Source organism: Streptomyces sp. NPDC093544, from assembly GCF_040683495.1.
Classification (GTDB): Bacteria; Actinomycetota; Actinomycetes; order Streptomycetales; family Streptomycetaceae; genus Streptomyces.
Genome location: NZ_JBFBEA010000049.1, coordinates 1 through 18,751, shown reverse-complemented (window position 1 = coordinate 18,751; position 18,751 = coordinate 1). Strand labels below are relative to the sequence as shown.

Annotated in this window: 15 protein-coding genes and 1 tRNA gene; 6 read left to right on the top strand and 10 right to left on the bottom strand. The window is 67.1% G+C overall.

Annotation, left to right across the window (positions count from 1 at the left end; translation table 11 throughout):
• The first annotated feature begins 3 nt into the window (after positions 1-3).
• The 4 genes from AB0N66_RS40640 (at position 4) to AB0N66_RS40625 (ending at position 3,142) form a co-directional block, all read left to right on the top strand.
• Positions 4-165, top strand: a complete 162-nt coding sequence (locus AB0N66_RS40640) for a hypothetical protein (RefSeq protein WP_365445393.1) — start codon at positions 4-6, stop codon at positions 163-165.
• Positions 162-800 carry an aminodeoxychorismate/anthranilate synthase component II gene (locus AB0N66_RS40635; protein WP_365445390.1) on the top strand — a complete coding sequence of 213 codons (639 nt, stop codon included), beginning with the start codon at positions 162-164 and terminating at the stop codon, positions 798-800. Before AB0N66_RS40640 ends, AB0N66_RS40635 begins: the two co-directional genes overlap by 4 nt.
• A complete protein-coding gene (locus AB0N66_RS40630) occupies positions 797-2,326 on the top strand; it encodes a class E sortase (RefSeq protein ID WP_365445387.1) in 1,530 nt (509 codons plus the stop codon). Before AB0N66_RS40635 ends, AB0N66_RS40630 begins: the two co-directional genes overlap by 4 nt.
• Positions 2,327-2,395: 69 nt before the next feature.
• The gene (locus tag AB0N66_RS40625) at positions 2,396-3,142 is read left to right on the top strand and encodes a class E sortase (RefSeq protein WP_365445384.1); all 747 of its coding nucleotides are present in this window, start codon (positions 2,396-2,398) and stop codon (positions 3,140-3,142) included.
• 104 nt (positions 3,143-3,246) lie between these two features.
• Here AB0N66_RS40625 and AB0N66_RS40620 read toward each other — a convergent pair whose 3' ends face one another.
• From AB0N66_RS40620 to AB0N66_RS40585, 8 genes are all read right to left on the bottom strand, one after another.
• Complete coding sequence (locus tag AB0N66_RS40620) at positions 3,247-4,278, bottom strand: restriction endonuclease (RefSeq protein WP_365445381.1); 1,032 nt, start codon at positions 4,276-4,278, stop codon at positions 3,247-3,249.
• Between the two features lie 248 nt (positions 4,279-4,526).
• Positions 4,527-6,509, bottom strand: coding sequence for a Stk1 family PASTA domain-containing Ser/Thr kinase (gene pknB, locus AB0N66_RS40615; RefSeq protein ID WP_365445378.1), 1,983 nt, complete (start codon positions 6,507-6,509; stop codon positions 4,527-4,529).
• A 170-nt stretch (positions 6,510-6,679) separates the two neighbouring features.
• On the bottom strand, positions 6,680-8,170 hold the full coding sequence (locus AB0N66_RS40610) for a penicillin-binding transpeptidase domain-containing protein (protein WP_365445376.1): 1,491 nt from the start codon (positions 8,168-8,170) through the stop codon (positions 6,680-6,682).
• Entirely contained in the window at positions 8,167-9,615 is a 1,449-nt protein-coding gene (locus AB0N66_RS40605; protein WP_365445373.1) for an FtsW/RodA/SpoVE family cell cycle protein, read from the bottom strand. Before AB0N66_RS40605 ends, AB0N66_RS40610 begins: the two co-directional genes overlap by 4 nt.
• A 26-nt stretch (positions 9,616-9,641) precedes the next feature.
• Positions 9,642-11,204 carry a Stp1/IreP family PP2C-type Ser/Thr phosphatase gene (locus AB0N66_RS40600; RefSeq protein ID WP_365445441.1) on the bottom strand — a complete coding sequence of 521 codons (1,563 nt, stop codon included), beginning with the start codon at positions 11,202-11,204 and terminating at the stop codon, positions 9,642-9,644.
• Positions 11,205-11,302: 98 nt separating this feature from the next.
• Positions 11,303-11,824: an FHA domain-containing protein gene (locus tag AB0N66_RS40595; RefSeq protein ID WP_365445370.1), complete on the bottom strand. Its 522-nt coding sequence runs from the start codon at positions 11,822-11,824 to the stop codon at positions 11,303-11,305.
• Between the two features lie 10 nt (positions 11,825-11,834).
• The gene (locus AB0N66_RS40590) at positions 11,835-12,692 is read right to left on the bottom strand and encodes a DUF3662 and FHA domain-containing protein (protein WP_365445367.1); all 858 of its coding nucleotides are present in this window, start codon (positions 12,690-12,692) and stop codon (positions 11,835-11,837) included.
• The gene (locus tag AB0N66_RS40585; RefSeq protein ID WP_365445364.1) at positions 12,680-12,835 is read right to left on the bottom strand and encodes a hypothetical protein; all 156 of its coding nucleotides are present in this window, start codon (positions 12,833-12,835) and stop codon (positions 12,680-12,682) included. Before AB0N66_RS40585 ends, AB0N66_RS40590 begins: the two co-directional genes overlap by 13 nt.
• 460 nt (positions 12,836-13,295) lie before the next feature.
• On the opposite strand from AB0N66_RS40585, the gene AB0N66_RS40580 reads away from it, so the two are divergent.
• Positions 13,296-13,381: transfer RNA gene (locus AB0N66_RS40580), tRNA-Leu, on the top strand.
• Between the two features lie 191 nt (positions 13,382-13,572).
• Here the strand turns inward: AB0N66_RS40580 and AB0N66_RS40575 are convergent.
• On the bottom strand, positions 13,573-15,372 hold the full coding sequence (locus AB0N66_RS40575; protein WP_365445361.1) for a hypothetical protein: 1,800 nt from the start codon (positions 15,370-15,372) through the stop codon (positions 13,573-13,575).
• Complete coding sequence (locus AB0N66_RS40570) at positions 15,369-16,292, bottom strand: hypothetical protein (protein ID WP_365445358.1); 924 nt, start codon at positions 16,290-16,292, stop codon at positions 15,369-15,371. The genes AB0N66_RS40575 and AB0N66_RS40570 overlap by 4 nt, the downstream gene beginning before the upstream one ends.
• A 111-nt stretch (positions 16,293-16,403) precedes the next feature.
• On the opposite strand from AB0N66_RS40570, the gene AB0N66_RS40565 reads away from it, so the two are divergent.
• A complete protein-coding gene (locus AB0N66_RS40565; protein WP_365445355.1) occupies positions 16,404-16,700 on the top strand; it encodes a helix-turn-helix transcriptional regulator in 297 nt (98 codons plus the stop codon).
• Positions 16,701-18,751: the final 2,051 nt, after the last annotated feature.

Below are 18,751 nucleotides of genomic sequence, written 5' to 3'. Positions count from 1 at the left end.
GGCATGTACGGCTGGATCTGGCGGCATCTGCCGGGGAACGCGTGGGTGAGGGCGTTGATCTCCCTCGTACTGGCCCTCGCGACGGTCTACGTGCTCTTCCAGTACGTCTTCCCGTGGGCCGAACCGCTGCTTCCCTTCAACGATGTGACGGTGGACAACCAGTGAGCGCGCGGATTCTCGTCGTCGACAACTACGACAGCTTCGTCTTCAACCTGGTCCAGTACCTCTATCAGCTGGGTGCCGAGTGCGAGGTGCTGCGCAACGACGAGGTGTCGACGGCGCACGCCCAGGACGGTTTCGACGGCGTGCTCCTGTCGCCGGGGCCGGGCGCTCCCGAGCAGGCCGGGGTCTGCATCGAGATGGTCCGGCACTGTGCCGCGACCGGCGTTCCCGTCTTCGGCGTCTGCCTCGGCATGCAGTCGATGCAGGTGGCGTACGGCGGTGTGGTGGACCGTGCGCCCGAACTGCTGCACGGTAAGACCTCGCTCGTGGAGCACGAGGGCCAGGGCGTTTTCGCGGGCCTTCCCTCCCCGTTCACCGCGACTCGCTACCACTCGCTCGCGGCCGAGCCGAAGACCGTGCCGGCCGAGCTGGAGGTCACGGCCCGTACCCACGACGGGATCATCATGGGGCTGCGGCACCGTGAACTCGCGGTCGAGGGTGTGCAGTTCCACCCCGAGTCGGTTCTGACCGAGCACGGGCACCGCATGCTCGCCAACTGGCTGGTGGCGTGTGGCGACCAGGGGGCCGTGGCGAGGTCGGTGGGGCTCGCCCCGGTGGTGGGCAGGGTCACGGCGTGACCGCGCTGCGCCCCGAGCGCGAGAGCTCCTCCTTTGGCGGCGAGGCCGCCTACGGGGGTGCCGAGGCGTTCGAGGGTGCCGGCGGCTTTGGGGGCCCGGAGGGCTTTGCCGGCACCGAGGCCTTCGAGGCGGCGGTCGAACAACTGGACGACCCGCTGACCGATCCGCTGCCGGGGCAGGGGCCGGCGACCGGGCAGCAGCAGCCGACCACGGGGCCCCGGCAGCCGACTGTCGGGCTGCAGGGGATTCCTCCCCAGCCCACCTCTGCGCAGCCCGTCTCCCCGAACCCCGTCTCTCGGAACCCTGTCTCTCCGAACCCGGTCCCGCCGAACCCCGTCCCGTCGCCGCAGACTCCTCAGCCGCGGACTCCCGAGCGGCAGGAGTGGTACGACCCGGAGGGGTACGCGCACGACTGGTACGCGGCACCCGAGCCGACGCGGCCGCGGCAGCCGTCGTACGAGGAACCGATCACGGCGCCGCATCAGGAGCCGGTGGCTCCGCCGTACCGCGAGCCGGTCTCCGTGCCGTACGAGCAACCGCGCCCGGCCCCCATGCCGTTGGACGACGAGACGGTGGCGCTGCGGATTCCTGAGCCGCAGCCGGGCCCGCTGCCGGGTCCGATGCCGGACTTGATCCCGAATGCGCCCCGAATAGTCGGAAGTGCGGGCGTTCCCGTGTCCGTCGCTGGAGGCCGTGCCGCCCGGCGCAAGGCTGCCCGGCGCCACGGGCGCCATGGAGGCCCTCAGGAGCCTCAGGAGTCCCTGGACCCCCAGGAGTACCTGGCGTCGGCGGAGAAGGCCGCTGAGGCGCCTTTGACCCGGATGGAGGCGCGGCGGGCGGAGCGGGCGCGGAAGCCTGGCGCGGCCGTCATCGCGAGCCGGGTGATCGGTGAGGTGTTCATCACCACCGGCGTTCTGATGCTGCTGTTCGTGACCTACCAGTTGTGGTGGTCGAACGTGCGGGCGCACCAGCAGGCGGACAAGGCCGCGAACAATCTTCAGCAGGACTGGGCGACCGGTAAGGGGAACCCGGGGACGTTCGAGCCGGGGCAGGGTTTCGCCATCCTGCACATTCCGAAGCTGGACGTGGTCACGCCGATCGCCGAGGGGACGAGCAAGTCGAAGGTGCTCGACCGTGGAATGGTCGGCCACTACGCGGAGGGCAGCCTGAAGACGGCGATGCCGGACGCCAAGACGGGCAACTTCGCGCTGGCGGGGCACCGGAACACTCACGGGGAGCCGTTCCGGTACATCAACAAGCTTGAGCCGGGTGACGAGATCGTCGTCGAGACGCAGGACGACTACTTCGTTTACAAGATGACGTCGATCCTGCCGGTGACGAGTCCGAGCAACACGGCCGTGATCGATCCGGTGCCCGAGGGCTCGGGTTTCACCGAGCCGGGTCGCTACATCACACTCACCACCTGCACACCGGAATACACCAGCAAGTACCGGATGATCGTGTGGGGCAAGATGGTCGAGGACCGGCCGCGCAGCGAGGGCAAGCCGGAAGCGCTCGTTCAGTAGGAGCACCCGGGAGCATGCAGTAGCCGCACACGGGACAACCCGAGACAGACCAGACGGGGCAGATGCACAGTGGCAGCGAGGACCGACCACGACGAGCGCACCGACGTCGAGGAGCCGGTACCGGCGCCGCGACGCCGCGGTTCCGGCCGCCTGGCGTTGGCGGTCAGCGTCTTCGGTGAACTCCTCATCACCGCGGGTCTGGTGCTCGGTCTGTTCGTCGTCTACTCCCTGTGGTGGACGAACGTCGTAGCGGACCGCGTGGCGGACAAGCAGGGCGACAAGGTCCGCGACAACTGGGCGTCGACGGACACCGGCCCGGGCTCCCTGGACACCAAGAACGGCATCGGCTTCCTGCACGTCCCGGCGATGAAGAACGGCGAGGTCCTTGTCGAGAAGGGCACGTCATCCGAGATCCTCAATGACGGCGTCGCCGGCTACTACACGGACCCTCTCAAGTCCGCCCTGCCGACGAGCGACAAGAACGGCAACTTCACCCTCGCCGCCCACCGCGACGGCCACGGCGCCAAGTTCCACAACATCGACAAGGTCAAAAAGGGCGACGCGATCGTCTTCGAGACCAAGGACAAGTGGTACGTCTACAAGGTCTACGACATCCTCCCGGAGACCTCGAAGTACAACGTCAAGGTCCTCCAGTCCGTCCCCAAGCAGTCCGGCAAGACGAAGCCGGGCCACTACATCACGCTGACGACCTGCACGCCGGTGTACACGTCGCGGGATCGGTATGTGGTGTGGGGGGAGTTGGAGCGGGTGGAGAAGGTGGACAGCGCTCGGACGCCGCCGAAGGAACTGAGTTAGCGTGAAGTGTTGTCACGTCTGACATGAGCCGGGCCCGAAGCCGCAACTATCCTTTGCGGCTTCGGGCCCTTCTGTATTTTCGGCCCTTCTGTACTGAGGTGCGGTTACCCCAGAACCGCCAGAGCCGCGCCGGCGCTCCACTCCTCCAGCATTCCTCGGTGTACGGCCGTGATACCGCCGTCCGTGGCGATGTTCAGGGCGTCACGGGTGAACGGGCACGTCGCCACGAAGAGCGCCACCTCCGAGGTGTGCAGCACTTTGGCCGCCCCGATGAACTTCTGGATGTCGGGGCTGGTGACGGAGAGGTAGGGCGCGAACCTCTTGCACTGGACGACCATGGTTCGCCCGTCGGCCGTAAGACCGGTGATGTCGACGCCCCGGTCACCGTTGCCACCCCGTACGACGACGGAGGTGCAGCCCTCGCGGCGCAGCAGTTCGGCGACGTACTCCTCGAACTCGCGGCCGTTCATGGCGTCGATGGCGGCCATGACCCCGGCGAGGGGGCGGTCCTCTCGATGGCTTTCCAGGCGTTGCAGCCTGGCGTGGTGCTGACGGAGCCTGCGCTCGACGGTCTGGACGCCTGCCCGCAAGGCGATCAGCTCCCTGCGGTGCTCGCCCGATGTCTCGATCAGGGCGTTGAACATCGGGACGACGGTCTTGCCGAGGATGTGGGTGATGCGCTGGTCGATGCGGTCGTCAAGGGATGTGCCGTCTGCATGGACAGGGTTGTCCACAGGGCGTGTACGTGCCAGGTACTCCATGTCGAGGAGGTACACACGCACCTGACGTGCGACTTCGCTGTCTCGGAGCAGCATGGCGACGTTGAGGACGGCGCGGCGAGAGAAGATGGCGAGAGAGGCTGTGTGCGACTGGATCCCACTGAGCTCCTTAAAGGAGCTCAGTTCTGAACCTGTCAGAACCCGATAACCGTTGGTTTTCAGTTCTGCTCGGTGGTCGACCACCAGGGAGCGGATGGCCTTGACGCCCACTTGGAAGTACGCCGCCACCATCGCCGTCGTCACATGCATGCCGTCCGGCAGCAGCGACAGCGCCTTCACCCTGTCGAGCACGTCCGTGCGCTCCAGCACGCTGTCCCGCAGTGTCTTCGATTCCAGCAGAGCCGCTTCGTTGACCATGTTCCGCCCCTTCTGCTCGTGTCGTGGCCGTCTGGCCGGGGGCAGAGCTCTGATTCCCCGCCCCACCGGTTCAACGAATCGGGGTATATGAAGATGTGGTCGTATCTCGCACGGAATGTCGAAGAGCTGGGTGTGCAGGTCCGGAGTCCCGGCCATCACTGGGTGAATGACTGAGTCCCGGCCACCCTCTACGGGTGGCCGGGACTCAGTCGTCGTACCGGGCGGTGTCAGTTCATCGTGCGGGCTGCCTATCCGGTGGAGCCGCCGAAGAAGCCGTTGTCGCCGCCGTTGTTGCCGTTGCCACCGATGGTCGTGAGCGTGATCGTCGTGTTGCCGGGATCGTCGACCCCGGTGTTGGCGCCCGGGTTCTGAGACGTGACGATCGCGTCGTCGCTGTCGTTGCTGCCGTCGGCGAACTGGATGTCGTCGAAGCCGGCTTGCTGGAGGGTCTGCTTCGCCTGCTGCACGGTCTGGGTGACTACGTTCGGCACGGCGGTCTGTGCCTTGGCCTTGCCGATCTGGATCTGGACGTTGGACCCGGGGTCGGCCTGCGACCCGGCCTGCGGGGTGGTCTGGATGACCTTGCCGACCTGGTTGGGGTCGTCGGTTTCCACGTCCGTGCAGTTGCCGACCAGGTTGTTGGCCGTCATCTGTGCCTTGGCGGCGTCACAGGACTGGTTGAGGACGTCCGGGACGGTGGACTGCTTCTTCTCGATGGCGATGGTGAGGGTGATCGTGGATCCCTTCTCCACCTCCACGCCGAGCTTCGGGTCCTGCTCCAGGACGGTGTCCGGATCCTCTGTGGATTCCTTGTCCTTCGTCTTGACCTCGAACTGGTAGTCGTCGCCCTCGAGTTCCGCCTTGGCGTCGTCCAGGCTGTCGCCGACGACGCTCGGAACCGTCACCTTCGGCGCCCCCGTCGACACCACCAGATTGACCGTGCTCTGCTTGTCGACCTTGGTGTCGGCGGCCGGGTCCTGCGAGCAGATGTTGCCCGTTGGCTGCTCTTCGCAGGGCTTCTCCGTGAAGACCAGCTTCAGCTCGGAGTTGTCGGCCAGTTTCTGTGCGTCGGCCTTCGTCGTGTCCACGAATCGGGGTACGGACACCTGCGTGTCGGCCGCGTTGTCGCCGCTGAACACCCACTTGCCGATCAGGATCGCGCCGACCAGGACGAGAACGCCCGCCAGGACGAGCAGGATCGTCGAGGTGTTCGACTTCTTCTGGCGGCGGCGGTCGGGGCGGTCGTCGTAGCCGTAGCCGCCGTCGTCCGGGTGCATCGGGGGGAGCATGGAGGTGGCGCCGGCGTCCGCGGAGTGCAGGGCCGTGGTGGCCTGGTCGGCGCCGTAGCCGCCGTATCCGACGGAGCCCAGGGCCGCGGTGGCGGCGACGGGCTGGCCGTCGAGGCATGCCTCGATGTCGGCGCGCATCTCGTCGGCGGACTGGTAGCGGTAGTCCGGGTCCTTGACGAGCGCCTTGAGGACGATCGCGTCCATCTCGGGCGTGATCTCGGGGTCGAAGACGCTCGGGGGCTGCGGCTCCTCGCGTACGTGCTGGTAGGCGACCGCGACCGGGGAGTCGCCGATGAACGGCGGGCGGACGGTCAGCAGCTCGTACAGCAGGCAGCCCGTCGAGTACAGGTCGGAGCGTGCGTCGACCTGCTCGCCCTTCGCCTGCTCAGGCGAGAGGTACTGCGCCGTACCTATCACCGCGGACGTCTGCGTCATCGTCATGCCGGAGTCGCCCATGGCGCGGGCGATGCCGAAGTCCATGACCTTGACCTGGCCGTTGCGCGTGAGCATGACGTTGGCGGGCTTGATGTCGCGGTGGACGATGCCGGCGCGGTGGGAGTACTCCAGGGCCTGGAGGATCCCGATGGTCATCTCCAGGGTGCGCTCGGGCAGCAGTCTGCGGCCCGAGTGCAGCAGCTCGCGCAGCGTGGATCCGTCGACGTACTCCATCACGATGTACGGGATGGACGTGCCGTCGATGTAGTCCTCACCCGTGTCGTACACGGCGACGATCGCGGGATGGTTGAGCGAGGCGGCCGACTGGGCCTCCCGGCGGAACCGAGCCTGGAACGATGGGTCGCGTGCGAGGTCGGCTCGCAGCGTCTTCACCGCCACCGTGCGCCCGAGCCGGGTGTCATGCGCGAGGTAGACCTCCGCCATGCCACCACGGCCGAGCACGTGGCTCAGCTCGTACCGGCCGCCGAGGCGACGCGGCTCTTCCATAGCTACCTACCAGCCCTCTCCGTCGGTCCCGACCGCACCTTTGTGTGGTCCGGCGGTGTGCCGTCCGGGCATACCGTACCCGGCTCGGCTTCTGTGACCTGGCCACAATCGTCACTCGATACAGGACCGGTATCCCAACGTGCACGGATGTGCAGGAGACGTGACGGGGGTCACTTGGTGCTGTCGATGACTGCTTGCATCACACTTTTCGCGATGGGGGCCGCGAGGCCACCACCAGAGATGTCGTCACGGTTGGCGCTCTCGTCCTCGACCACCACGGCGACGGCGACCGGTGAGCTGCCGTCGCTGAGCTTGGCGTACGAGATGAACCAGGCGTACGGGTTCTCGCTGTTGTCGACGCCGTGCTGGGCGGTACCGGTCTTGCCGCCCACCGTGACGCCGCCCTCGTTGATCTGGGCGTTCTGGCCCGTGCCGTCCTTGACGACCGTCTCCATCATCGACTGCAGGATCCCGGCGTTCTCCGGGGACAGCGGCTCGCTCATCTTCTCGGGCTCGGTCTGTTCGATGACGTCCAGGCTCGGAGCCTGCAGCTTGTCGACCATGTACGGCTTCATGAGCGTGCCGTTGTTGGCGACGGCCGAGGCGACCATGGCCATCTGCAGCGGGGTCGTGGCGGTCTCGAACTGGCCGATCGAGCTGAGCGCGGTCTGCGGCTTGTCCATGTCCGTGGGGAAGACGGAGGCGCTGGAGCGGACCGGTGTGAACTGCTCGGAGTTGAAGCCGAACTTCTCGGCCTCCGCCACCATCTTGTCCTTGCCGAGGTCAGCGCCGATCTTGCCGAAGACGGTGTTGCAGGAGACGCGGAGCGCCACGCGCAGGGTCGCGTTCTCACAGGGGATGTTCCCCTCGTTCGGCAACTCGGTGGTGGTGTCCGGCAGGGTGTACGGCAGCGGCGAGTCGGTCTTCTGGTCCGCGGACGTGTACAGCCCGTCCTCCAGGGCTGCGGCCGCGGTGACCACCTTGAAGGTGGAGCCCGGCGGGTAGGTCTCGCGCAGTGCCCGGTTGAGCATCGGGTCGTCGGGGTTGTTCTTCTTCTGGAGCGCCGTCCAGGCCTTGCCGTCGACGCTCGTCGAGTTGCCGGCGAACGTGGAGGGGTCGTAGGAGGGGGTGGAGGCGAGGGCGAGGATCGCGCCGGTCTTCGGGTCGATCGCGGCGACGGCGCCCTTGCCCTGCTTGAGCAGTCCGTCGTACGCGGCCTTCTGCGCGGCGGCGTTGAGGGTGGTGACGACGTTGCCGCCCTGCTGGGGCTTGCCGGTGATCATGTCGAGGGTGTTGCGGAAGAAGAGCCGGTCGTCGTTGCCGGTGAGGATGCCGTCGTCGATGGACTCCAGCTGGGTGGCGCCGAAGGCCTGTGAGGCGTAGCCGGTGACGGGCGCCCACATGGCGCCGTCCTTGTAGGTGCGCTTGTACTCGAAGTCGTTGTAGCTGTCGCCCGACGTCTTCTTGGACCCGGTGATCGGGTCTCCGTCGACGATGATGTCGCCGCGCGGGGTGGCGTAGCGGGCGATGGCGACGCGGCGGTTCTTGGGGTCGTCCTTGAGGCTGTCGGCCTGGACGTACTGGAGCCAGTTGTCGCGGACGAGCAGGGCGAGGACGAGTAGCCCGCAGAAGATTGCGATCCGGCGCAGGGGCTTGTTCACGGGCGGACCACCTGGGTCATCTCGGCGTCGGGGTTCGGGGCGGGGGCGGGGGCGGGCGCCGGGCGGCGTGCGGTGTCGCTGATGCGGATCAGGATGCCGATGAGGGCCCAGTTGGCGAGGACGGAGGAACCGCCGGATGCCAGGAACGGCATGGTCATACCGGTCAGCGGGATGAGGCCCATGACACCGCCGGCGACGACGAAGACCTGGAGGGCGAAGGCTCCGGACAGGCCGACGGCGAGGAGCTTGCCGAAGGGGTCGCGGGCGGCGAGGGCGGTGCGCACGCCGCGTTCCACGATCAGGCCGTAGAGCAGCAGGATCGCCATGACGCCGGCCAGGCCGAGTTCCTCGCCGAAGGTGGCGAGGATGAAGTCGGAGTTGGCGGCGAACCGGATGAGGTCGGAGTGGCCCTGGCCGAGGCCGGTGCCGAGGGTGCCGCCGGAGCCGAAGGCCCACAGGGCCTGCATGGACTGTTCGGAGTGGAGGCCAGGGGCGCCGGACTGGCTCAGTGTGTACTCGCGCATGGGGTCGAGCCAGGCTTGGACGCGCTGCTGGACGTGCGATTCGAAGCTTGCGACGCCGACGGCGCCCGCCGCCGACATCAGCAGACCGAAGACGATCCAGCTGGTCCGCTCGGTGGCGACGTACAGCATGATGATGAACATTCCGAAGAACAGCAGCGACGTACCGAGGTCGGTCTCGAACACCAGGATGAGGATCGAGATGAACCACACGACGAGGATCGGTCCGAGGTCGCGTCCGCGTGGCAGGTACAAGCCCATGAAGCGGCGGCTGGCGAGCGCGAGGGCGTCCCTCTTCACCATGAGGTAGCCGGCGAAGAAGACCGCGAGGACGATCTTCGCGAACTCGCCGGGCTGGACGGTTCCCAGGCCCGGGATCTTGATCCAGATCTTGGCGCCGAAGACGCTGGCTCCGAGGCCGGGCACCAGTGGCAGCAGTAGCAGGACCAGGGCCAGTGCCATGGAGATGTATGTGTAGCGCTGCAGGACTCGGTGGTCCTTGAGGAAGATCAGTACGACGACGAACAGGCCGACGCCGAGCGCGGTGTACAGCAGCTGGCGTGGTGCGGCGCTGCCGGCCTGGTTGATCTCCTGGAGGAGCTGTGACTGGTCGAGCCGCCAGATGACGACCAGGCCGAGTCCGTTGAGCAGCGTCGCCAGCGGCAGCAGCAGCGGGTCCGCGTAGGGCGCGAACTTGCGTACGACGAGGTGGCCGACGCCTGCGAGGAGGCCGAGGCCCAGGCCGTAGCTCAGCAGGCCGGGCGGCACCGAGTCGTTGATGGCGAGGCCCACGTTGGCGTACGCGAAGACCGGGATGGCGACGGCGAACACCAGCAGTGCCAGTTCGGTGTTGCGTCGGCTCGGTGCGCCGATCGAGCCGATCGTGGACGTGTGGTGCGTCGGCGAGTTCGTACTACTGCTCATGGTGTGAAAGGGCCCCTCACGGCTGCTTACTGCTTACCGCACAGCGAGACCAGCTTCTGCTCTTCGTCGGAGAGGCTGGGGCCGGGTGTGGGAGTGGGTGCGGTCGTGGACGTGGACGCCGAGGGGGTCGGCGTCGGCGTGGCTGTGGCCTTGGACGTCAGGGAGGTGGTTGTGGTTCCCGTGGTTCCGCCGGCTTCGCCCTCACCGGTCTTGGCGTTGTTGTCGGCTTCGGCGGCGCGGCGCTCGGAGTCCTTCTTGCAGGCGGAGGCCTGCACGGCGAGCTCGTCGATCTTCGACTTGGCGTCGCTGAGGCCGCCTTCGGCGATGGTCGCCTTGACCTGCTTCTGCTGGTAGGGCGGCAGGTACTTGAGTTCGATCTCGGGGTGGTCCTTCTCGACCTTCGAGAGCGAGACCCAGGCCAGGTCCTGGCTGATGCCCTGGTACAGCGCGACGTGTTCGCCCTTGGTGCCGACGTAGTACTGCGTCTGTGTCCAGCGGTAGCCGCCGTAGAGGCCGCCGCCGATGACGCCGAGCGCGAGCACGATGTAGAAGGATCTCTTCAGCCACTTGCGTCCGGTGCGCGGCTTGACGAAGTCCTCGTCGGAGTAGCCGCCGAAGCCGCTCGTGTCCACGTAGCCCGTGGTGTCGCCGCTGCCGGGCGGGCCGAACTCGCCGCCGCCGCCCTGTCCGGGCACGGGGCGGCCGAGGCTGGAGGCCCGGCCGGCGGGCGTCTGCATCGCGCCGTTGTCGTGCATCTGGTGCTGATGCTGGTTCTCGGCGACCGCGCCCACGACGACCGGGGTGTCGGAGAGCTGGGCGGCGAGGGTGTCGCCGCCGTCGATGTCGAGGACGTCGGCGATGATGACCGTGATGTTGTCCGGGCCGCCGCCGCGCAGTGCGAGCTCGATGAGCTGCTGCACGGTTTCCTGCGGGCCCTGGTAGCTGGCGAGGGTGTCTTCCATCGTCTGGTGGGAGACGACTCCGGACAGTCCGTCGGAGCAGATCAAGTAGCGGTCGCCGGCGCGGACTTCACGGATGGAGAGGTCGGGCTCGACGTGGTCGCCGCTGCCCAGCGCGCGCATGAGGAGTGACCTCTGCGGGTGCGTGGTGGCCTCTTCCTCGGTGATGCGTCCCTCGTCGACGAGGCGCTGCACCCAGGTGTGGTCCTGCGTGATCTGCGTCAGTACGCCGTCCCGCAGCAGGTATGCGCGGGAGTCGCCGACGTGCACGAGACCGAGCCGCTGACCGGTCCACAGGAGGGCCGTGAGGGTGGTCCCCATGCCTTCCAGCTGGGGGTCCTCCTCGACCATCATCCGCAGTTGGTCGTTGGCCCGCTGCACGGCGGTGCCGAGCGAGGTGAGGATGTCGGATCCGGGCACGTCGTCGTCGAGCGCGACGATGGTGGAGATCACCTCGGAGCTGGCGACCTCACCGGCGGCCTGGCCGCCCATCCCGTCGGCGATCGCGAGGAGACGGGGACCGGCGTAACCGGAGTCCTCGTTCCCCTCGCGGATCATGCCTTTGTGCGATCCGGCGGCGAAGCGCAGTGACAGACTCATGCGCACCTCGCCCGTCGGCTCCGGGTACATCCGCACGGTGCCCACCCTCCGGTCGGGAGCGCGCGGGCGTCCTTCGTCTGGACCGCCGCCGCGTGCTCGCTCCGCTCGCGCCTATTCATGATGTAGCACTACTTCCGCAGCTCGATGACGGTCTTGCCGATGCGGATCGGCGCGCCCAGCGGAATCGGTGTGGGGGTCGTCAGTCGGTTCCGGTCGAGATACGTGCCGTTGGTGGATCCGAGGTCCTCGACGATCCACTGGCCGTCACGGTCCGGGTAGATCCTGGCATGCCGGCTCGACGCGTAGTCGTCGTCCAGCACGATGGTGCTGTCGTGCGCGCGGCCCAGCGAGATGGTCTGCCCCTGAAGTGCGACCGTCGTGCCTGTGAGGGTGCCCTCCGAGACGACGAGCTTGGTGGGGGCGCCACGACGCTGGCGGCCGCCGCCGCTGGGTGCGGCTTGCTGGCGTTGTGGTGGTGGCGCGGCCTGGCGCGCGGCCGGCTGCTGCCTGTTGGCGTCCCGTCGCGACCCGCGCTGTGTGACACGCGTTCCGAACAGGTCGCTGCGGATGACCTGCACGGCCACGATCACGAACAGCCACAGTACGGCCAGGAAACCCAGCCGCATGACCGTGAGGGTCAGCTCTGACATTGCCCCCGCTTCACCCTTCGGCTTGCCGGTAAATGATGGTGGTGCTGCCCACGACAATCCGCGAGCCGTCGCGGAGCGTAGCGCGGGTGGTGTGCTGCCCGTCCACCACGATGCCGTTGGTGGACCCCAGATCCTGGACAGTTGAGGGCGTTCCGGTCCGGATCTCGCAGTGCCGGCGGGATACGCCGGGGTCGTCGATCCGCACGTCGGCTTCGGTGCTGCGGCCCAGCACCAGCGTCGGGCGGGAGATCTGATGGCGTGCGCCGTTGACCTCGATCCAGTGCCGCGTCCGGCCGCCGGACTGCGCGCCCGGTGCCGCGGTGGGCCGCTGGCCCATGGGCGCGGGGGCCGGACGTCCGCCGGGCGGTGGTGCTGCGGGCATGGGCGGAGCGCCCGCGGGCTGGGCGGCCGGCGGATAGCCGTAGCTGCCTGGCCGGCCCGGGGCCGGAGCCGCCGGGCCCGCGGGAGCGCGCTCCGGTGCCTGCTGGTTGGTCGAGGAGGCGAGCGTACGGCTGCGTACCCGGTACAGACCGGTGTCGAGGTCGTCGGCCTTCTCCAGATGGACCTTGATGGGGCCCATGAACGCGTAGCGCTGCTGTTTCGCGTAGTCGCGCACCATGCCGGCGAGTTCGTCGCCGAGCTGCCCCGAGTACGGGCTGAGGCGATCGAAGTCCGGCGTGCTGAGTTCGACGATGAAGTCGTTGGGTACGACGGTCCGGTCGCGGTTCCAGATCGTGGCGTTGTTGTCGCACTCGCGCTGGAGTGCTCCGGCGATCTCCACGGGTTGGACCTCGGACTTGAACACCTTGGCGAAGGTGCCGTTGACCAGGCCTTCGAGACGCTGCTCGAACTTTTTCAGGACTCCCATGGGGCACCTCCTCCTTCGTAGCCGTCCTGGTACGGGTTGCTGTCGTCGTGTTGCTGGTTCTGCGGGACTTGCGGGTGCTGCTGGTTCTGCGGGTGCTGCTTGTACTGCCGGACCTGCTCGTACTGCTTACTGATCGTATCCACGCGCCGGGAAAACGGGTGGTTCCCCCTGTCGGCCCGGTCGACGGATGTCGATGGCTTCCGGAGTCCCTTCCCGGAGTTCCCTGTGAAGTGCCTTTTCGAACTCCTGGAGGCGCTACTCCTGCCAAGGATCGTAGAGGTGGCTCGCGACCAGTGTCCCGCACCTGACTGTGCGGGACGTCCTGCTCCTGGGTAGATGCCCAGGACCGGTACGAGGTTGATACGTGAACCGGTTCTGCTTGATACCTGCGGCCGACACCGACCCGGGCGCGGGCAGGGTGGCCTGGGCGGGAGCCCTGTTCCGCAGGGGTGTGAGTGTGGTCTCGCAGGGGCGCGGGCGCGGTCTGCGCGGGGGTGCGGGCCCACGGAAAAGGGATGTGATTCCACCCTGAGCAGCGTGCTAATCTTCTCGATGTCGGCAGGCGCTCACACCATTTGGTGGGAGACGGACGACACACCAAATGCGCGAGTGGCGGAATGGCAGACGCGCTGGATTCAGGTTCCAGTGCCCGCAAGGGCGTGGGGGTTCAACTCCCCCCTCGCGCACCAGGAGAAACCGACGAAACGGGTTCTCACCAGTGACGAAAGTCCTGGTGGGGCCCGTTTCTCGTTGTTGCGGTGGGTCAAGGCTTGGACGGTGACGTGGCTGGGCCCCGACGGTGAGGTTTCTCACTGTCGGGGCCCTGCTTTTTGTGCTGCTGATTGTTCTCCGGGGTGGTGCTGGGGTGGTGTCGGCGGGCTCAGGCGGCTGGCACCAGGTGGCCGGTGGGTGTCCAGCCGCTCGGCTCTTTGGTCTTCCGCCTGTGGTGGGTTCGGCGGCGGGGGCGTTGGCCGCCGAGCGTTAGCGTCTCAAGCCACTTTTTGATCTTGCGGCGGTTGGCGTGGGCCAGCTGGAAGACGAGGAGGACCGTCTGGGCTGCGATGCCGCGGATGCGGCGTGAGCCCGCGGCTTCGATGCCCTCGGCGAGGGGGTTCTTTGCGTAGCCGTTGTAGCCCTCGACGCTGTTGCGGAGCCGGAAGTAGACCTTCTGCCAGTCCGGGCCGCCGTACTCCAGGGCCTGCCACTGTTTCGCGCCGGCTTCTGGGCTGACGGTGATGGCGTTCTGGCGGCAGACCTTGACCGGGCCCGCTGGGCTGGGTTCCGGGTCGACGAGGGGGAGGTGGATGCCGCGGCCCAAGGTGTCGGGCTTGATGGAGCACTGGGCCTTACCCGCTTCGGCCGGGCACATCATCCGCTGATAGCCGCCGGCGTCGGCGTTCTGTTTCGGCATGAGGCGGTAGCCGCGGCGGGCGGCGATCAGCCGGACCCACGTCTCCCGGTCGATGCGTTCGGCATACAGATCGATGGTGGCGGTGATGAGGGGCTCTGGCATGGACGGGCAGTACCAGCGGCCCTCGACGAGGATCGCGCCCTCCGTTCCAGCCTGCTTGCCGAGCTGGTCTTCCCGGTAGTCGTAGACAGGCTTGTAGCCCATCGCCCGGACGGGGATCTGCCACTCCGTGGGCTCGGAGTTGTTGTAGGCGCGGTCGCCGGCGAGGTAGCCGGGTTTGTATCCACGTTCCTGGAGCCGGTTGAGGACCTTCAGGCCGTTGTAGGCCGGGCGCTGCCCGGGCTTGTCGAGGGCGACACCGAGGACGAGGGCAGGGAGGACGTCGGGGTTCGGGGTGCCGTCGTCGAGGAGCACGGCGTCGTGTTCGGTGTCACGGGCCACGATGAGGTGGGCGTCGTAGCCGTAGAGGTACTCCTTCTTGAGCGAGGTCTTCTTCTTGCGCTCGGAGGTCTGGGCTTTGCCCTTCTTGGCGGGCGGCGGAGGCGAGCGCATGAAGTCGGAGACGGGTGCGTCGGGGTCCCGGTGGTCGCCGTCGCGTACGTACCAGCCGGCGTCCGGGTCGGTGGCGAGCTCGGGCCCCCTCGTGGCACGGCCGCGGGAGAACGTCCGGACAGGGGTGGCGTCGATGCCCAGGGAGACTTCTGCCAGCTCCTCCAGGAGGCCGTGGAGAGGGCGCACAGAGGCGTCCAGCACGAACTCGGTGAACAGGGCCAACCGTCGCTCCCGTTCCGCCAGGTCGTCGACGTCGGCTGCCGCCGTCAGTGCGTTGGCCTTCTCGCGTGAGAGGTGCCCGTTGGGTGGCAGCGGGGAGGGGTTCATCGCGTCCTTCATGGAGTGGAAGAGACGCCGGACAACGGCGTAGGCCGCCTCGAATCCCCGGTCGTGGTCTTCGTACTCGGGTATGCCGAGCCGGGCACGCAGTTGTGGGCTGATACGGAAGTACAGGATGTCGGTGACCCGTTCCAGGACGATCTTGCCGACGGTGTCCTGGGTGCAGAGGTGGAGGCCGATCAGGAGGCTTCTGAGACGCAGGGTGCGGCGGCGGCCGCGCGAGAGGTGGACGAACTCCTCCAGCAATGGGACGAGTTGGCTGTTGTCGACTTCCCCGATCGCTGACTCGACGTCGGCGTCGTCGATGAATCTGCGCTCGGCGCGCATCGCCAGGAGGCGCTCGTGGTGTTCGCTGGACAGGCTGCGTGGCGCTGTCATTGGCCGCCTCGCAGCAGGCGGGCGGCTTCTTCGGCGGGGACGGCGCTCAGAAACGGCAGGATGCGGGAGAGGCCGTGGAGGGTGTCGACGCCGGCCGCCGCCACGATGACGGTGATGGGAAGCCGCTCTTCGAAGAGTTCGACCAACCACGTGGACCTGAGACGGCCCATGACCAGGCGAGGGACGTTCGGGCTGGGCTGGGGGCGGGCCAGGAAGTTCGTGACGGTATTGGTGCCGCGGCTGTGACAGTTGGGGCGGAACAAATACTGGGCGGCACCCCTGGTGTCGAGACGGTCGGCGGCGGAGGCAAGGACCCCTTCCCAGGGGCGGCGGCAGAGGATCTCGCGTTTCCGCGGGCCGCGAGTGGCCACCACGACCGGGCCGCCACCTCCTGGGGCTCTGCGGACGTCGTGGACGCGCACGGGGATGATCTCCGGTGAGTCGAGGCCGACACTGAGCCCGAGTGCCATGAGCGTTTTGCAGCCCCATCGAAGCTCCTCGGTGGGCTGTCCGCTGACCCATCCCCAGAGGTCCGCGAGTTCAGTCCGGCTGTATGGGCTGTTGGGAACAGAGGCCGACAGTTTGGCGGGCTTCCCGGTCCGGCATTCGCCGCCCAGGACGATCTCGCTGAGCCGCAGGAGTCTGGTCCGGTAGTTGCCGCGGGTGCTCTGTCTCACGTTGGGGCAGCCGACCGCGATGAACCGCTCGATCACCTCGCGGGAGAGCCACACCTCGGCTTTTCCGGGAAGGCCCTCACCGCTGCAGAAGAGCGCCAACTGGGCCAGCGCGGAGAGCAGTTCACGCGCTTGGTAGGGCAGTAGGGGATCGGCGAGGCGGACGACACGGCGCACTTCGTCGCCGACGCGGCTCCACCCCGCGGGGGAGCCGGACGGGCCGTAGGAATCAATCCGTTGACTCATCACATGTCGCCATACCAACACCCCAGCCGGAGGAGTGTTATTCGAATAACATGTATCTGTGGCAACAGCCGCGCGCGACCGGGGAGGACCGGATGGGTCAGACTTCACCTCATGCCCCAAGGAGATGCCCGCCGACTGCCGCCGCGCGCGTACTGCGCCGGCGGTGCGTGGCCTGAGGCCGTCATGGAGGAGCACCACGGGGCGCGGGTCGCGCAGGCCATGGCTGCCCGGCTCAAGGCCGCGCTCGACCAGCGGGGCTGGTCCGTCGCTCGCTTGTCGCGCGAGAGCGGTGTCGCCCGTTACACGATCGCCAAGGCGCTCGCCGGTGAGGCGTGGCCCGACCTGCTGACCATTGCCAACCTCGAAAAGGCGCTGGACTGTGATCTGTGGCCGGGGCGGAATGTGTGAAACGGGCCGCTGTGGGGAGCCGCCGGTATGCGGACGTGGGGCACGGAATGGCTGTTCGAAGCCGAACATGGCGGCGGTCATCCCTTCGGGCGAAGGGCAGGACCATATTTCGTCGTGCGCTACCGGCGGCCCTCGGCCGCTCGTAAAATGCAACGTGACGAACTGATCCGGCGCTGTGGAAGGTTCTAGGTGGGTTCGTCGCCGTTGGCCGTCACCTTGGACTGGACTCCTTGGTGGCGGCCTTCTTTGATGCTGAGGTGGTGCGTACTGGTAGAAGGCGTTCGGGAGCTTGATCAGAGATCCGGCCTTTGCCAGTTCATCTGCTGCCACGCGAACGCTCTTGATCTTTCCTGCTTCGTTGAGGGCGTTGGCTACTTCCAGTGCTTTCCATTGCCGCAGAGGGTCCTGGGCCATGAGCCGCAAGATGCGGGTCTTGCGGGGAGCGGCCTGGAAACCGCTGGCTGCTGTCGTCGTCTCGGCGTCTTTGGAGTCCGTGTCGGGCTGCCGCTGCTCAGGGATGCCTGATGACCGCCACTCGTCCGCGATCTGCATCTGCTTCTTGACCTGACGTACGAGTCGAAGCTCCTGGCGGACTTTGTAGGAATCGCGCTGCAGTTCGGCCTCCTTCTCCTCCAGGAGTTGGATGTACTTGTCGGGATTGCCTGCCACTTCTTCCCATGGAAGGTTTTCGATCATTACAGAACCCTACCTATGAGAGTGCATAAGTTACCCCTCCCGCAAGGGGTTCTTCACTCGAAGTAGCGACAAGGCCAATTACCTGTCGGGTTACCTGTGCGAACCGCATCGAAAATTCCCTATTTGTTATCCAGGGCCTGTCTGTAGGGGCGGAACGTTTCGCTGTCTCGCTTGAAATGCAGGACTGTTTCGTCCGGCTGTCATTCCCTGTCCTGTGGTGCCGAGGTAATTTCCGGAAGGTTGATGATCTTTTGTTTCAGGGTTCTCTTTTCCCTGAGTCTGTAACCCCTGTTCTTTCGATCGTGCATGGAGAGGTAGCCCTGTCGTGGGGCCTGTGTCGTGAGCGTCATGGCAGGGGTCAAGTGCTCTGTCAGGCGGTAGGCCGGGTTGGGAAGGGGCCTCTATGCTTGGCATTGGCAATGAGTGGCTGATCCGGAGGCCCTGCTGGGCGTGGGACTTGTGCCTGGGCAGGTAGGACCCATTCGTCGGAGCAGGGCCTGCCGGCGCCGTGGAGGTCCGCCTGAGCTGTGCAGGCAGTACATGGGTTGCACGGCATGGGGAGCAGAGCATCCAAGGTGGCGACGGAGCTGCTCTGCTCGACACAAGTGAGGTGACCTGGCGTACGGGGTTCTTCCGTAGGGCCTGTCCGTCTGACCCTGGTATCTCGCAATCCCTGGGCCAGGAGGGTAGGCCTCAAGGGCCAGAGGCTGCCCTTGATATGCAACGGGTGGCGGATGACGGAGACAGGGCTGTGTGAGGAAGGGCGGAGTGGTCAGCGACGCTTCGGAGGGCCGTCCCTGACTGCAAGGTGCGGGGAATGGCCAGACTCAGGACCACAGGGATGTGCGCCGGTTGTGGTGGTACCGACTCCTCCGCAAGTACCCCGTGGCGAGTGGGTCCTGCCTGGCTGGGATGCCGGGACACGCACAAGGGAAGTCGGCAGGGGAGGCGGACATGGGGGATCTGCGCCTCTCAGTGGGCGTTCTGCGAGCCTTCGTTCGATTTCAGTGTGAGTCGGTCTCTGGGGTGGCCGGTGTCGGCGGGGTGAGGGTGAACAGGCCGGGCTCGAGTTCGGTGAGGATGCCGCGGTTGACCAGGCGTTTCAGCTTGGCGCGCATGCCTTCGGTGTGCCGCGGATCGGTGCCGGTGCCAGGGTGCGACAGACCTCCCGGGCGCGCAGCCCGTCCCCGTTCTGCTCGAAGAGGGCCAGGATCTCGCGGTAGCCGGGCGGCAGCGGCTCGGGCGGTGGGGCTGATCCGCGTGGACTGGAAACTCCCGCTCAACCCGGCCGGCGGCCGGCTCATCAAGATCAGCAGCCTGGTGGCGTTCACGCTCACCTGGTTGGCGGACTTCGC

Coding starts and splice junctions, on each gene's coding strand:
- AB0N66_RS40640 (WP_365445393.1), top strand. CDS start 4: ATGTACGGCTGGATCTGGCGGCATCTGCCGGGGAACGCGTGGGTGAGG.
- AB0N66_RS40620 (WP_365445381.1), bottom strand. CDS start 4,278: ATGGTCAACGAAGCGGCTCTGCTGGAATCGAAGACACTGCGGGACAGC.
- pknB (WP_365445378.1), bottom strand. CDS start 6,509: ATGGAAGAGCCGCGTCGCCTCGGCGGCCGGTACGAGCTGAGCCACGTG.
- AB0N66_RS40605 (WP_365445373.1), bottom strand. CDS start 9,615: ATGAGCAGTAGTACGAACTCGCCGACGCACCACACGTCCACGATCGGC.
- AB0N66_RS40600 (WP_365445441.1), bottom strand. CDS start 11,204: ATGTACCCGGAGCCGACGGGCGAGGTGCGCATGAGTCTGTCACTGCGC.
- AB0N66_RS40595 (WP_365445370.1), bottom strand. CDS start 11,824: ATGTCAGAGCTGACCCTCACGGTCATGCGGCTGGGTTTCCTGGCCGTA.
- AB0N66_RS40590 (WP_365445367.1), bottom strand. CDS start 12,692: ATGGGAGTCCTGAAAAAGTTCGAGCAGCGTCTCGAAGGCCTGGTCAAC.
- AB0N66_RS40575 (WP_365445361.1), bottom strand. CDS start 15,372: ATGACAGCGCCACGCAGCCTGTCCAGCGAACACCACGAGCGCCTCCTG.
- AB0N66_RS40570 (WP_365445358.1), bottom strand. CDS start 16,292: ATGAGTCAACGGATTGATTCCTACGGCCCGTCCGGCTCCCCCGCGGGG.
- AB0N66_RS40565 (WP_365445355.1), top strand. CDS start 16,404: ATGCCCCAAGGAGATGCCCGCCGACTGCCGCCGCGCGCGTACTGCGCC.